The 13,911-nt window shown below is 44.4% G+C and carries 13 protein-coding genes; 4 read left to right on the plus strand and 9 right to left on the minus strand.

Features of this window, described 5'->3' with window-relative positions; genetic code table 11:
• Window positions 1-25 precede the first annotated feature (25 nt).
• The 4 genes from AC5JM2_RS05280 to AC5JM2_RS05295 all read right to left on the minus strand — a co-directional run bounded on the left by AC5JM2_RS05280 (window position 26) and on the right by AC5JM2_RS05295 (window position 3,227).
• Window positions 26-1,264 carry a Y-family DNA polymerase gene (locus tag AC5JM2_RS05280; protein ID WP_495833860.1) on the minus strand — a complete coding sequence of 413 codons (1,239 nt, stop codon included), beginning with the start codon at window positions 1,262-1,264 and terminating at the stop codon, window positions 26-28.
• 193 nt (window positions 1,265-1,457) lie between these two features.
• Window positions 1,458-1,934: a LexA family protein gene (locus AC5JM2_RS05285; protein ID WP_495833861.1), complete on the minus strand. Its 477-nt coding sequence runs from the start codon at window positions 1,932-1,934 to the stop codon at window positions 1,458-1,460.
• A 379-nt stretch (window positions 1,935-2,313) separates the two neighbouring features.
• The gene (locus tag AC5JM2_RS05290) at window positions 2,314-2,592 is read right to left on the minus strand and encodes a hypothetical protein (RefSeq protein WP_495833862.1); all 279 of its coding nucleotides are present in this window, start codon (window positions 2,590-2,592) and stop codon (window positions 2,314-2,316) included.
• Window positions 2,589-3,227: a nucleotide-binding protein gene (locus AC5JM2_RS05295; RefSeq protein WP_495833863.1), complete on the minus strand. Its 639-nt coding sequence runs from the start codon at window positions 3,225-3,227 to the stop codon at window positions 2,589-2,591. Before AC5JM2_RS05295 ends, AC5JM2_RS05290 begins: the two co-directional genes overlap by 4 nt.
• A 964-nt stretch (window positions 3,228-4,191) precedes the next feature.
• Between AC5JM2_RS05295 and AC5JM2_RS05300 the strand changes: the two genes are divergently transcribed.
• The 3 genes from AC5JM2_RS05300 (at window position 4,192) to AC5JM2_RS05310 (ending at window position 5,417) form a co-directional block, all read left to right on the plus strand.
• A complete protein-coding gene (locus AC5JM2_RS05300; RefSeq protein ID WP_495833864.1) occupies window positions 4,192-4,476 on the plus strand; it encodes a type II toxin-antitoxin system TacA family antitoxin in 285 nt (94 codons plus the stop codon).
• On the plus strand, window positions 4,473-4,958 hold the full coding sequence (locus AC5JM2_RS05305) for a GNAT family N-acetyltransferase (protein ID WP_495833865.1): 486 nt from the start codon (window positions 4,473-4,475) through the stop codon (window positions 4,956-4,958). Before AC5JM2_RS05300 ends, AC5JM2_RS05305 begins: the two co-directional genes overlap by 4 nt.
• Before the next feature lie 219 nt (window positions 4,959-5,177).
• Window positions 5,178-5,417: a peptidoglycan-binding domain-containing protein gene (locus AC5JM2_RS05310; RefSeq protein ID WP_495833866.1), complete on the plus strand. Its 240-nt coding sequence runs from the start codon at window positions 5,178-5,180 to the stop codon at window positions 5,415-5,417.
• An 809-nt stretch (window positions 5,418-6,226) separates the two neighbouring features.
• Here the strand turns inward: AC5JM2_RS05310 and AC5JM2_RS05315 are convergent.
• From AC5JM2_RS05315 to AC5JM2_RS05325, 3 genes are all read right to left on the minus strand, one after another.
• Window positions 6,227-7,126 (minus strand): aldo/keto reductase family oxidoreductase, encoded by a 900-nt coding sequence (locus AC5JM2_RS05315; protein WP_495833867.1) that lies wholly within the window; start codon window positions 7,124-7,126, stop codon window positions 6,227-6,229.
• A gap of 145 nt (window positions 7,127-7,271) precedes the next feature.
• Window positions 7,272-8,027: an SDR family oxidoreductase gene (locus AC5JM2_RS05320; RefSeq protein ID WP_495833868.1), complete on the minus strand. Its 756-nt coding sequence runs from the start codon at window positions 8,025-8,027 to the stop codon at window positions 7,272-7,274.
• A 90-nt stretch (window positions 8,028-8,117) separates the two neighbouring features.
• Window positions 8,118-9,083, minus strand: coding sequence for a quinone oxidoreductase family protein (locus tag AC5JM2_RS05325; RefSeq protein ID WP_495833869.1), 966 nt, complete (start codon window positions 9,081-9,083; stop codon window positions 8,118-8,120).
• A gap of 413 nt (window positions 9,084-9,496) precedes the next feature.
• On the opposite strand from AC5JM2_RS05325, the gene AC5JM2_RS05330 reads away from it, so the two are divergent.
• A complete protein-coding gene (locus tag AC5JM2_RS05330) occupies window positions 9,497-10,417 on the plus strand; it encodes an AraC family transcriptional regulator (protein WP_495833870.1) in 921 nt (306 codons plus the stop codon).
• Window positions 10,418-10,672: 255 nt separating this feature from the next.
• On the opposite strand, the gene AC5JM2_RS05335 is transcribed toward AC5JM2_RS05330, so the two are convergent.
• Window positions 10,673-12,616 (minus strand): tetratricopeptide repeat protein, encoded by a 1,944-nt coding sequence (locus AC5JM2_RS05335; RefSeq protein WP_495833871.1) that lies wholly within the window; start codon window positions 12,614-12,616, stop codon window positions 10,673-10,675.
• A 6-nt stretch (window positions 12,617-12,622) separates the two neighbouring features.
• Window positions 12,623-13,867 (minus strand): hypothetical protein, encoded by a 1,245-nt coding sequence (locus AC5JM2_RS05340; RefSeq protein WP_495833872.1) that lies wholly within the window; start codon window positions 13,865-13,867, stop codon window positions 12,623-12,625.
• Window positions 13,868-13,911: the final 44 nt, after the last annotated feature.

The following is a 13,911-nucleotide window of genomic DNA, read 5'->3' on the forward strand; positions in this document are numbered from 1 at the left end:
ACTCATTTTTAAAGCATATCATGAGTTAAAATCTCATTTTTTGTTTCAAATCACACGATCGCCTATCACACCGCATTTGCCAATCCTGCTTCAGTCCGACCGTGCCGAAAAACACTTGATGTCGTCCGTAATTGCGATTGAGCTTGTCCATTACTGCCATCAGCTTTTCTCGCCGATTATCAGGCGAAGGGGCGAACAGGTCAAATTGACGTTCATCAGCCTGCACCAAGTCGAGCAGAACTACCCCTGCTTTCTGATACTGGAAACCTTGCCGAAATCCCCGCTGTAGCGCGGTTTTAGCGGCGGCAATCAGTGCTGACGTATCGTTGCTGGGGTTTGACAACTCAACCACCTTCACCGCGCTATATTGCGGTTCTTTAACGCGAAATCTATTGGTATGAATGAACACCATTATACCGAGTGCATAACTGCCTTGGGCGCGAAGTTTCTCAGCGGCGCGACTCATATACAGTGCCACCGCTTCTTCGAGTTCACTAAGGGCAGTTACAGGACGACTAAACGACCGCGATGAGCAAATATTCTTCTTTGGCTGCATATCTTCAAGAGACAAGCAGGGATTTCCCTGCAACTCGCGCAAGGTACGCTCATAAACTATCCCGAATTGCTGGCGGACAAGGCGAACATCCATCTGGGCGAAGTCCCAGGCAGTATTAATACCCAACAGTTTCAGCTTGTGTTCAGTTCGATGACCAATCCCCCAAACATCACCCACAGGCGTTATTTTCAGATGTTCATCAATGGTACATGCACCACGTAGGACGAAGACCCCGTGCTTCATATGCTTCTTGGCGTATTCGTTGGCAACTTTAGCAAGAGTTTTCGTTGGTGCCACCCCAACCGATACCGGGATACCTGTATGTTTTTTAACAGTTTGTGCAATTTCGAGCGCGTGACGGTCGAAGCCCAATAAGTCAAATCCCGACAAATCAAGAAACGCTTCATCAATAGAATAAACCTCAAGCGCCGTTGTCAGGTTTGCGAGAACATTCATCACCCGCCCGGACATATCGCCGTAAAGTTCGTAATTTGAGGAAAACACCGCGACCTTGTGCTTCTGGCAGAACGGTATCATCTTATAATATGGTTCAGCCATCCCAATGCCAAGGGCTTTTGCTTCAGGTGATCTGGCAATCACACAGCCATCATTATTAGATAGGACAACAACCGGCTTACCCTGCAAAGCCGGGTTAAACGCCTGCTCACAGCTTGCGTAGAAGCTGTTGCAATCAACTAGGGCGAACATAAGTTATCTCGCTTCGCTCCTGGGTGTGGGGTGTGGGGTGTGGGGTGTGGTGAAAGATTCATGCTTTGTACAACCCACCCAGCTATGGAGGTTTAAAACCCCACTGTCAATGGGGGTGTCAACAAGAGGGTTGGGTGCTGCACCGATCCAATTGGTTCCTACACCCTACACCCTACCCCCTACACCCTGTTTGTTATAGTTGGCGGAGGACGCTTACCACCACACCCACCGTGACCACTTCCAGGTCATCAGTAATTTCAATCGGCTGATAATCGGGGTTTTCCGGCATTAACCACAGTTTTCCCCGTAACCGAGACAGCCGCTTGATGGTGAATTCGCCCCCAACAGATGCAACCACAATCCGCCCAGGTTTCGCTTCCAAACTGCGGTCAACTGCGACTACATCGCCGTGTAAGATGCCGGCATCTTTCATCGAATCCCCTGCAATCCGCATGAGAAACGTTGCGGCTGGATTTTTCACTAAATGTTGGTTGAGGTCTATTGAATCCTCAAGCCAATCGTCCGCCGGACTGGGAAAACCTGCTTGTACGCTTTCACCAAACAAAGGCAGTCTAACTCCCTGGTCATCAGGCGTGAACTTTATGCTAAAAAATGGCTTTGTAACTTGAGGAGTTTTGAGACAAACGCGAAAACTATCAACACCAAACATCAAATCCCCACGTAAATGCCTTTAAAAATATTCTTTAGCATACGCGAATGGTGTTAAAAAGCAATTGGATTTCTTTGGAGATCAGGAAGTGTTCACTTTCACTCTTGTTGTTAAAACTCTTTTTTCATCGAATTCAAAGGATACTTCAATTAATACAGCAATACAGTTTACTAGTAAACTGGCAAAACAGTAAACAAGTAAACCTGTCAACTAGAGATTCATTAGTAAACTCTATAATTTAGGCACGAATCACCTTCACCATCTTTAATCTTGTAGAAACATGCTGCCGCAAAAGTATCACAAATGAAGCTGAATCAATACAGTGAGCAAGTTTACTAGTAAACTTGTAAAACAGTAGACTAGTAAAACGGTAAACTAGTTATTCATTCGTGAACTCACTAATCCAGGCACGAACCACCTTCGCCATCTTTAATTTCTTGTGGAAACACGCTGCTGCAAAAGCATCATACAGTTCTGGCTCTAGTTCAATAACCAGCTTGCGGGTTTTCTGTTTGGGTGACTTATTCTCCTCTACAACTTCCTCATGAACGGGAGGGGCGGGGGAAACTCCTTTCCTAAAAGCCTCCATTTCCGGTGATATGTCATTTTCGTTGCCAAGCGTCTCAGATAAAGGCTTTCTTTGTTTTCTTGCTGTCATGGCGTAATTGTCTCCAGCATCTCTTGACAAAGGGCATCAAATTCTTTACCAGCTTCTTTGACCGCCTCATTTGGGGGAAGTGTCCAGACAACGGCTTTTTGACCAAAGCAGTCTGCGATCGCTTGCCGTTGTGGAATAACTGTTTTTAGCATCCGCTTGTCCTGTAAGAACTGTAGTGCTTCACTGTACAGTCGTGTTCCTCGGACAACTCGATTGAGGAGAATATGAAACCTGGGTGAACCATTCCTAACTGATTGCGCTTGCTTGACCAGGCGAATGGCATCACCAGCACTGCTTAAATCTAAGCCAGTTGGTTGTATAGGGATAACAACCACATCTGAGCGAAGCAGAATACAGCGAGTCGCTTCCGTGATACCTGCTGACCCATCAATCAACACATACTCGAAGTTAGCCGCTACTTTGGGAATATCCTCCATCAACTGATCAGGATCTTGCATGACCAGACACTGAATCGCACTGTCCATTCCTGAAAGCCAACGAGATACGGACTGTTGAGCATCCGAATCAATGACGGCGACTTCTTTCCCCTTCTGATGAAGCCAGAACGCAAAATGACAGGTGGTTGTGGACTTCCCGCACCCCCCTTTTTGGTTGATAAACGAAACGATAGTCATATAACTAGTAACCTTTATTAGAAGTAAACTGGATTGCTAGCATTAAGGTATACCAGCAATGTAGTAAACTTTCAATACAGTTTACTTTCTTACTAGCAAACTGTATAACAGTTTAACTAGTATACTGTTAATACAGTAAACTGTATTTTATCTGAAAAAACTGAGCCTTCATAAAAGGGCTGACAGGCACATAGCTGTCACAGGAGGAAAAGTACGAATGAGATTGGCTTTCTGGCTTGGTTTCAGGGCTGTGCCAAGCATTTATTATTGGATGAGAACCTTTATTGTTACCGAGCAAAGCTCAGAGGGTGTAGGGTGTAGGGAGAGACAAGTTTTTTATATCCCTACCCCCTTGCCCTAAGAGCATTAGGGTTTAAAGCCTCGCCCTTTAGTGAGGCGTTCTTAATTGGGCGGGGTCTGAAACCGAGTCACGGCGCTTCGCGCTGGGTGTGGGGTGTGGGGTGTGGGGTGTAGGGATAATTGGTGGCTCTGACACCAAGGTGCTCCGGGGATAGAGTGCAACAAAAACACGATTTATCTTTCTTCCCCTACACCCCACACCCTATCCCCTACACCCTGTTCTCGGTCTAATTGTTCTTCCCCTACACCCCACAAAGAGCACCCCACACCCCGTTCATCATTTACGTTCATATTCCTCAATGACGTGAGTGTAAATTTCAAAATGAAATAGCACTATTTTTAGAATTATTTGGCACTTTTATTGAAAGATGTGAATGTTTTTTATTGTTAAAGATGCTATTTATCACGCTAAGAATTAGTGCCAAATAATCCTGAAGTTTACAAGAATATGGAACCCGCAAGAAAGCGTTAAGGCAAGAGGGCGACACAGACATTCTCACAAACGACCATTTGTGAGAATGGGTAATATTGGTAATACTATAATCAAGATACACATTGTGTATCTGGCAGTTTGATGCTAGAGTACAGACTCAAGGAGAAGATTATGGAACCCTATAGCAGCCCTGATATTCCCACTCGCGCCGTCAATTTACGCATCCGTGAGGATGTACGGACACTTATTGACCGGGCAGCGAAAGCGCAAAGCAAATCACGTTCAGATTTCATGATTGATGCTGCGCGACGAGCTGCAGAGGATACGCTGCTTGACCAGACCTTCCTGCGGGTGGATGAAGAAACCTATCAGTATTTTCTGAATGTTCTGGATAACCCGCCCCACAATGAAGGGTTTGAGCGCTTGATGAATGTTAAAAAGCCGTGGACTGAATGACCCCTCAAGCCCCTGTACCTCTTACGGATACTCATCTGCTGGATGACTTTGATTGCGGAGTTGCCAGTCTGAATGATTGGTTAAAACGTCGCGCCGTTGCCAATCAAAAAAACAATGCGTCACGTACCTATGTTGTCACCGATGGGCAGAAAGTGATTGCTTATTATTGCCTTTCCTCCGGCGCATTGGCGCTCGAACACGCGCCATCGCCTGTAAGACGAAATATGCCCGACCCCATACCCGTAGCTATTCTTGGAAGGCTTGGAGTAGATATCTCATGGAAAGGACTTGGGTTGGGTGCGGCATTATTGCAGGATGCGGTGCTTCGTACCGTGCAAGCGGCAGAGATAGTAGGCATCCGTGGAATAGTAGTACATGCCATATCAGAAGAAGCCAAGCAATTCTATGAGCATTACGGGTTTTCTCCTTCGCCTACGCAACCTATGACGCTTATTCTGTCTATCAAGAAGGTCACAGTATAATCTCAAAACTAGCGTTTGTGAGAATGTTTAAGGAGCTACGCACCCCGATTTGAGCTATCAAATAAAATTAAACGATTACCGGAATAGTGTTAGCAGTAAATGTATAATTCCTAGGAATCAAATTTCTGTAAAGTGCGCTGGGAGAAACTTGACCCGCTGAACTTTACTTCAATACCATTTGTCTTGACTTCTAATCAACGTTATTAAGGAGTATTTATTATGGCGGATGCTAGCTTACCAGTTCTGCAAAAAGGAGCCACTGGTTCTACGGTAGCTCTTTTACAGACCTTTCTGCGGATTAAAGGCTATGGAACAAGCACAAACCCAACTCTCCAACTTCATGTTGATGGGATTTTTGGTGATACCACAGATTCTGTTGTTCGCCAGTTCCAAAAGAACTCACATTTAAATGTAGATGGGGTTGTTGGGGATAAAACTTGGCAAGCTTTTGTTGAGTAAGGAAGACCGTAAAATAAAGGCTCTCAATGCGGGGTAAACTGCAATGCCTGATAGATAGCTCACTGATTGGCCGCAATTACTTTGAGGTACGCCTTTGCGGTCTGGTTCGCTGCGTCCTGTAAATTTCAAAATTAAATGGTGCTGTTCTTTTAGAATTATTTGGCACTTTTATTGAAAGGTATGAATGCTTTTTCATTGTTAAAGATGCCATTTATCGCGCTAAAATTAGTATCAAATAATCCTGAAGTTTATACCAATTTGAAAAAAGAATGCAACACATAGAAAAGATCCCTCCCCAACCCTTTCACAAGGGCGGGTGGGGCATCTGTCGCAAACATTTTTTGAATTGGTATTACTTCAATTTGGTGTTGTCACGCTTATCTGAGGTTTTTTACTGATAAGGAATGTCATTTTTTATGCATAAAGTCTTTGGGCTTTCATGTGTCTTTGGTCATTTTCTGTGCATACTTTTGTAAGTTGATTGTAATGTAATTAATTACAAAGTTAAGAAATTACATTTAACAACTTTTGCAATAACCCCCTATCAAAAATGGGGTATCTAGCGCTGACCAAAGACCACGCCTGAAATCCCTTATTCTGTAAATTTCAAAATTAAATGGCACTATTCTTTTAGAATTATTTGGCACTTTTCTTGAAAGATATGAATGCTTTTTCATTGTTAAAGATGCCATTTATCGCGTTAAGAATTAGTGCCAAATAATCCTGAAGTTTACAGATGCGGACTCAGAGGACGAGAAGTTTCGAGGGAACGTGTCCCACTCAAGCAGTTTGTGTCAAAGCTCAAAATACTAACTCAAGCGATTTGCCAGCGGTTTTGCCGCGAGCGCGTTCAGGTCAGCCACTGTTTGCTGCGGAAGTTGCAGCGCCGCAGCTTTGACATTCTGACGTAAATGCTCAATTGATGACGTGCCGGGAATCAGCAAGATATTGGGGGAGCGCTGAAGCAACCATGCCAGCGCTACTTGCATCGGTGTTGCGTTTAAAGACTTGGCGGTGCTTTCAAGTACCGAGGATTGTAGCGGTGTGAACCCGCCGAGGGGAAAGAACGGCACGTAAGCGATTCCCTGTTGGGTGAGGTCGTCAATGAAAGCGTCATCTTCCCGGTGTGCTACGTTGTACTGGTTCTGCACACAGACAATCTCCGCGATCGTTTGCGCCTCGGCTAACTGTGTCGGCGTAACATTGCTCAAACCGAGGTGACGAATTAATCCCTGCTGTTTCAGGTCGGCTAAGATCGTCAGCGGCTCGGCGAGAGAACCTTCCGATGTTCCGTGACCATCACCCATCAAGCGGAGATTGACGACATCAATCGCATCGAGTCCGAGGTTACGCAGGTTATCGTGAACGGCATCGGTCAGCTCCTGCCGCGACATGGCGGGCACCCATGATCCATCTTCAGGACGACGCGCTCCCACCTTGGTGACAATCACCAAATCTTCGGGGTAGGGATGCAGTGCTTGTCGAATAATCTGATTCGTGATGTGAGGTCCGTAGAAGTCGCTCGTATCGATGTGATTAATGCCAAGTGCGATCGCTTCGCGCAAAACAGCAACGGCTGCATCTACATCTCGCGGCGCACCCATTACATTCGGACCTGCGAGTTGCATGGCACCATAGCCGATGCGCTTCAAGGGGAGTGAGGTGTTCGGCAGCGTAAAACTGCCGCCAAGGTTCGTTGCAAGAGACATATTGCTACTTTCTCCAAGAATTTTTTAGTGATTTAACGAATCTTTTTCGAGAGTCCATTTCTCAATGTGCTGCGTGCGATAAGCGAAGCTTAAGCCTTCGGCTTAAGAAGCCCTCTCCTGCTGATCGATAGATTCCTATCGCTTGTCATTGTTCGTTGCGGCTAGCGAATATTTGCTCATAGTCACCGTTCCTTTCAGCAAATCGATGTGCTTTGACACGATTAACAAGGATTTCGCCGTGGGGTGGGTTGGGAGTGCTGAGAATCTGCATCACTTCAGCAATATAGTCAGTCAGTGGCATTGCGGCAGGATCAGTCGCCTGACTAGCCCCGCCAAGCTCAGTCTGTACATAGGGTGGGGCAAGTTCAAGAACCTCCACGGAGGTTTTCTGAAGCTGAACGCGCAGTGACTGCAACCAAGAGTGTAGAAAAGCCTTGCTCGCGCAATAAGTCGGATATGGACTGATGGGAACGAAAGCCAAGCCAGAGGTGGTGGTGATAATCGTTGAATGCGGCTGCTGTTTGAGAGTCGGGAGGAGTGCCGCAGTGAGGTGAAGCACACCGACAATGTTAGTCTGAATCATAGACTGCATCACGGAGAAATTGATCGAGTCTGAGGTGAGGTCTTCGGTTTTAGAGATTCCGGCATTGTTGATCACAACATTGAGTTTAGGGAACTGCTCTCGAATGCGGGACGCAAAGGCTTCGATGTCCGCCGGGTCTTGAACGTCAAGTTGAATCCCGTGCATACCGGAGTGAGCGGCGGTGATTTCTTCGAGGAGATGTTGACGGCGACCTGCGATGATGACTTGATTACCACGTTGATAGAACGCCTCGGCAAGCGCACGACCGATGCCGCTTGTGCCGCCAGTGATCAAGATGGTGTTGTCCGTGAGATTCATAGGTATTTTTCCTGCAAAGATGTCAAAATAAAGAATGTCAGAATTTGTTGAGAGTAAAGTTGTTGTAAAAGTTGGAAATTCAATCAGCGCTTATTCACCGCTCACGCGCAACACGATTTTGCCCAGATAGTGCTGTTTCATGGCATCCTGCGCTTGTGCCGCCTCTTCGAGCGCAAACGTCTGCGCGATGTGAACTTTCAACTCACCGATACCGATCAATCGGTTAAGTTTGTCTAACAATATCGGGTCGGCGAAGCCATTTGCCTTCTTGAGTTCCACACCATCGGGCGCTTTGGGTTCGGGCATCACGCCATTAGGAAAGGCGATAATTCCGCCCTGACGCACCAACGAGAGCGTGGATTGAACCTCGTCGCCGCTCACCAGCACCAGCGCCGCATCGAAGCCGTCGGGTGCAAAAGCGCGGGCACGTTGCACAATGTCGTCGCTGTGTCCGTCCACTGCTTCATCGGCACCCAATTGCTTAGCCAACGCTACGCCGTCTGCGCCCGATGCGATCGCGAAAACGCTCGCACCCATGCGCTTAGCCAGTTGAAGCGCGACGTGACCGACACCACCGCTCGCGCCCCACAGCATTAATTTGGTTTGGCTGCCTGTCTCCAGCGCATTCAAATTACTGAGCGCCGTTATACCCGCAATGGGTAGCCCGCCCGCCATCACAATATCGAGACCTTTGGGCATCGGCGCGACCGTTTCTTCAGAGACGACGACATATTCTGCATAGCTACCGCCCTTGTCGTTCATGAAGCTCTGGGCGTAAACGCGGTCGCCAACCGCAAACCGCTCAACGCCATCGCCGATGGCAACAATCGTGCCTGCACATTCGCCGCCCAACACACGCGGAAAGTGGACTGAGTTATACACCAGCTTACCTTCACGCTCCATTGCGTCCCAGATACCAACTCCGGCAATCTCGATGCGAATCAAAACTTCGCCCGCGTCTACCGTAGGCACGGGTAAGGTGTGCAAGGTTAGCTTGTCAGCATGGCCGAACTCGTCCACAGCCATAGCTTTCATTTGTTGGGGAGTATTTTGCATAAATTAGGTTCTCCTGTTCATTGCTTGAGTTGTTATTGAGAGGTTCGCAGGCGTAAAACTGCTGACGCATTTGTCCCCTAAAAAATGGGGAGGGTTCCAAGCCCCTTGATTAATCGAGGGGACAACACGCGTATCGTATAAACCCTCCCCATTTTTTTCCGTGTAAGACCTCGTGACAAAGTTTGTTTGGACGAATTGCCATTTCCTCCAAGAAGTTTTTAATCGTTTTAGGAAAGCAATGCGGCATCGTTCTTCGGACTCTTTAAGGTCTCGCTCTCCATGCTTTCATCCTATTCATTCGATCCAGCGTTTCCAATGCCTAAAACTCTTTGATCCTTGCCTAATTCTCCAGCAGAAATCGCTTGAAGACATTCTATAATCGTGTAGGGCATTGAATGAGTCGAGGCTTTACCATGACTTTCGTTATCCCCAATTCTGAGGTAGTTGCAGATCAGTGCCAAGCGCTGGCGGCATTAGTGGCGCGGCACACCGAACCCAATGGCAACCTTGTCTATCCAACTGCGATCGCACCATTGAGCCTTTCGCGATCAAATGCGTCATCTGCCGTCATTTACCAGGATTATGAACCGCGTCTGGCCATTCTCGTTCAAGGCAAGAAAAATATAATACTGGGAGAGGAAACGTATCCCTATGAGATCGGGCAATGTCTTGTTGTCTCAGTTGATCTCCCCATCGGTGGGTGTATTGTTGAGGCGACAACCGATCAGCCGTATTTAGGATTAAAGCTGACTCTAGACCCAATGCAACTTTGTGAAATGGCTGGTCAAATGAATTTTAGTTCAGCGAAGAAAGAGAACTCTGTCCGAGGCTTATTTGTGAGCAACGCTGATGCGACGTTGCTTGAGTGTGCCCTTCGCCTCACAAAGCTTTTAGATACGCCACAGGATATTTCCATGCTAGCACCGATGATGATTCGGGAACTCTACTACCGTCTGCTGATCGGGGAACAAAGTGAAGCCGTGCGTCAAATTGCTACATCTGGCAGCAGTATGCAGCGGATTGCTTCAGCTATCAAACGGCTCAAGTCTAAGTTTACTCAGCCGATGCGAGTTGAGGACTTAGCAAAGCAGGTAAGGATGTCTACTTCGTCGTTTCATCAGCACTTCAAGCAAGTGACCTCGATGAGTCCACTTCAATATCAAAAGCAGTTAAGACTGTTAGAAGCCCGTCGCCTGATGCTGACGGAAGATTGTGATGCAACCTCTGCTGCCTACCAGGTTGGGTACGAAAGTCCCTCACAATTCAGCCGGGAATATTCCCGCCTATTCGGTGCGCCACCGATGCGAGACATCGAACGATTACGATCGGCTTGATGACCTTGCCCTAAAAAGGAGAGCGAAAAATTTCAGGGGAGATAAGCAACAATTCAGCAGAGGTTCTAAACATTAATCATCCCAAAGACGAATGGCACGCTCGATTAAGTGTAAGTCAGTAGCTGTAAGGGTAAAAAAATGAACCTGTAATACCAACTTATGACGCCAAGTTGGTAACAGGACTTACGCAACTGGCACAACGTAAACGGCATTTTTATCATTACTATGTATTACTCCCATAATTTTATCGTACTGCTACTGAGTAGATATACTCTTTTGCAAATAAGTCTCCAAGTCTTGTTTTGCTTCCGAGTCTCTTGCTAAAGCAGTAAAAGCAATTGCTCGATTTTGATATAAGTCGGCAGTTTCTGGTGATAGTGCAATCGCTTGATTTAAATCATTCAGAGCATCTTGATAACGTCCAGCCTCGTAATGGAGAACCGCACGATTTGCAAAAACAAATGGCTGATTGCTATCAATTTTTAGTGCAGCACTATAATCTGCTAGCGATTTCTTCACTTCACCTAGGATTTCTAATACTTGGGCACGTGCTACTAATACTGAGAATTGATGAGGCTGTAAATCTAGACTATTAGAATAAGCATCAACTGCTTTTTGAGGTTCACCTAAATGTCGATAGCATTGTCCAACGTTTGCCCAAACTTCTGGATAAGGTGCGCTTAATTCAATGGCTTTTAAGTAGTCAGATAGGGCATTTTCTTTTTGACCCATCTTGAAATATAAGTTTCCGCGTAAATTGTAGTATTCCGAGTAATTTGGGTCAATTGCTATTGTAGCACTAAAGTAATTAATCGCTTCTGTATAATTGCCAGTAAAATCATAAACTTGAGCAATGTTAAAAAGTAAAACCGAGCGATAAAGGAGATGTTGCTCTGGTTTGATAAAAGTATTAACTTGCTCGTAGCACCACTGGCAAAGTTCGATAGCTTCTTGATGCCTGCCTTGACGGTAGCGAATAAGTGCCAAACCATTGCGGTTGAAAGTTGTCTGAAAAAGTTTTAATTCTGGCGATAGATCGCAACGAGACAATTCTTGTAAACCTCGCTCTAAATATGATTCGGCTTTGGTGATATCCTTTTCTTCTAACTCACGAATATACAACATTGCCATCATAAAACAGCCGCTAAATAAGTCTTCGGGATTATTTATTCGGTGCATGGCTTGTTCCATCACCTCAAAAGCTTCTAGAGGTTTATCTAAAGCAACGTAGCTAGTGTATAACATTGAATCAATTAACCAGCGTTTATCAATGTCTTGAGGACAATAGCGTTTTAACTGTTCTAATGCATCTAAAGCAGAAGCTAGCCCATCTTCATAAAAACCTTTCCTATTATAAATTGCAGCAGCTTTAATTTGATACTTTAATGCTTTAAAAGGTTGGTCACTATTGAGTAAATACTGAATTAATCGCGGCAAATGAATTTCCTGTTCAATCAAGTCATCCTTTAAATGTTCTTCGAGTTCAACAGCAAGATCTGCTATTTTCTGTAGAGATTGCACAGAAGTCTCTAAAGTATTTTTCTTGGATAAATTGAGACTTACATACTGCAAATAATCTTGATTAAACTTACCAATAACATCTTTTATAGTTACTGTATTGCTAAGTTCTTCCGAAACTGCAATTATCAAATTCAAATTCAACTTTTGCGAGCGACGTCGCATTAATTCAGCAAAAAATATTCTTATTAAACCACCAGAAAAATCATAGTTATCACAAATAATAGTCAAGTTTGGAATTTGACAACGCTCAAACCAAGCAGTAAGAAAATCGATAATGCCATGAATAATCCGAAATGCTCGGTCTGCGGGATAATTACGAATTTGCTCTTTTTCGATGGCGATATCTGTTAAGCTGGGATAGCGCACAGATATAAGGCGTCGTAATGCTGGTAAAACTCTAGTTAGTTCATAATCATACTGAACAATTAAATCCGGTGCTTGTACTTTAACTTGAGGAAGTATATCGGTCAATAAATCCTTTAAGCCAGCCCAAGGACCTTCCATAGTCTTATCGCAATTCAACAACCAAGCCTTAGTTCCAATATTATGAACTTCTCCAAGAAGTTTTTGTAAGTAATTATAACGGCGTTGACCTTTTGCTGCTTCCAATACTATTACATGACTAACTTTTGAAAGCAAATATTGGGATATACTAGTTGAATCAATACTTGAAACCATATAATTTCAGCTATTTTTTTTATGAAAACTACTAATCCAAAGTGCAAAACCAATTAACTGAGGTACGCAGGCAAGTGATATTAGTAAGAGTGCGTCAACAAATGCATAAGGATTAGCGAAAAAACCAGTGCTCAGAACGGTAATAAGTTTTCTGTAATAGTGCCACATTAAAGGCAGTGTAATGAAAATTAAGGAGGCAAGCGCAATAGTTCGTCCTAATAACCATAAAACTGCATATAAACGAATTACCAACCTTTCTTTTGCAGGAATATGGGATTGGTCTATTCGACGTACTCTACGAATCACTCGGCTAATTTGATTACGGACAAACACCTCCGTATCTTTCATCAAGTTTTTACAGTGTAAGAAATTAGCAATCACGTAATAAAAATCTGTACGCATAAAGAAATAACACTGCCATAACAAACCCAATAAGTAGTTTAATAACAGCGCACGACTTAGTTGATAAATCACTGGAGACATAGTGATCCACCCGTGTTTATGAGCAAAAAATACAAGTATGAGAATGGCAGCAGATACTAAATCTAGAAGTGGTCCGGCTAAAAATGGAAGATAGCGCTGCTCTCTGTTTACACTCCAAATACCAGTCATGTCTGTTTCTGCAACTAACATCCACATGCGGTTGCTAATACCCATACGACAAGAAACACCAAGGGCGCGGGCTGCAACTAAGTGAGCCATTTCATGTAAAAATAGTGTTACGCAGTCCAGAACAACTAATGTTACTATCATCAATGTCGTATTGTCAGGAAAATAATAAGCTTCCCAACTAGGAATAAGTGTAAGATCTGTAAAGACAGCAATAAAGGTTAAAGCAAGTAGAATATAGCAACCGATTAAAACAGGACGACTGAATAATCTTTGAGCAAACGATTGTGGGAAATTCGTAAAGTTGTAACGTACTTTTGCAGTATGTTGTGCTGAGGTTTTTAATGTAGACGTTAAAACATTATAATTTGCCTCAGATTGAAGCAAAATTTTTACAAATCCTTTGTTTTCAAGAACATGTAGTAAATCTTCAATATCGGGAAGCTCACCGTACTTTTCTTGATAGATTAATTGAGTCTCGCCAACCGTCTTTCCCAATGCCAAATAATCTAGTATTTCTACAGCATCAAATGGTAATACTAAAAAAGTATCTGTTTCTATATGTCCGATGACGACTTCTTCACCGTCTATCTGTCTGGTAAAGGGGTAAACCGCAACAAGAGAATCGCTTGTGCATCCCATTATGTATTATCCTTAAAAAATTGATGAAAACCGCTACTGTTTAA

The organism is Brasilonema angustatum (assembly GCF_059505445.1).

Excerpts from the sequence above, each read along its gene's own strand:
- AC5JM2_RS05280 (WP_495833860.1), bottom strand. The coding sequence starts at position 1,264 with ATGTTCGCCCTAGTTGATTGCAACAGCTTCTACGCAAGCTGTGAGCAG.
- AC5JM2_RS05285 (WP_495833861.1), bottom strand. The coding sequence starts at position 1,934 with ATGTTTGGTGTTGATAGTTTTCGCGTTTGTCTCAAAACTCCTCAAGTT.
- AC5JM2_RS05290 (WP_495833862.1), bottom strand. The coding sequence starts at position 2,592 with ATGACAGCAAGAAAACAAAGAAAGCCTTTATCTGAGACGCTTGGCAAC.
- AC5JM2_RS05295 (WP_495833863.1), bottom strand. The coding sequence starts at position 3,227 with ATGACTATCGTTTCGTTTATCAACCAAAAAGGGGGGTGCGGGAAGTCC.
- AC5JM2_RS05300 (WP_495833864.1), top strand. The coding sequence starts at position 4,192 with ATGGAACCCTATAGCAGCCCTGATATTCCCACTCGCGCCGTCAATTTA.
- AC5JM2_RS05305 (WP_495833865.1), top strand. The coding sequence starts at position 4,473 with ATGACCCCTCAAGCCCCTGTACCTCTTACGGATACTCATCTGCTGGAT.
- AC5JM2_RS05310 (WP_495833866.1), top strand. The coding sequence starts at position 5,178 with ATGGCGGATGCTAGCTTACCAGTTCTGCAAAAAGGAGCCACTGGTTCT.
- AC5JM2_RS05315 (WP_495833867.1), bottom strand. The coding sequence starts at position 7,126 with ATGTCTCTTGCAACGAACCTTGGCGGCAGTTTTACGCTGCCGAACACC.
- AC5JM2_RS05320 (WP_495833868.1), bottom strand. The coding sequence starts at position 8,027 with ATGAATCTCACGGACAACACCATCTTGATCACTGGCGGCACAAGCGGC.
- AC5JM2_RS05325 (WP_495833869.1), bottom strand. The coding sequence starts at position 9,083 with ATGCAAAATACTCCCCAACAAATGAAAGCTATGGCTGTGGACGAGTTC.
- AC5JM2_RS05330 (WP_495833870.1), top strand. The coding sequence starts at position 9,497 with ATGACTTTCGTTATCCCCAATTCTGAGGTAGTTGCAGATCAGTGCCAA.
- AC5JM2_RS05335 (WP_495833871.1), bottom strand. The coding sequence starts at position 12,616 with ATGGTTTCAAGTATTGATTCAACTAGTATATCCCAATATTTGCTTTCA.
- AC5JM2_RS05340 (WP_495833872.1), bottom strand. The coding sequence starts at position 13,867 with ATGGGATGCACAAGCGATTCTCTTGTTGCGGTTTACCCCTTTACCAGA.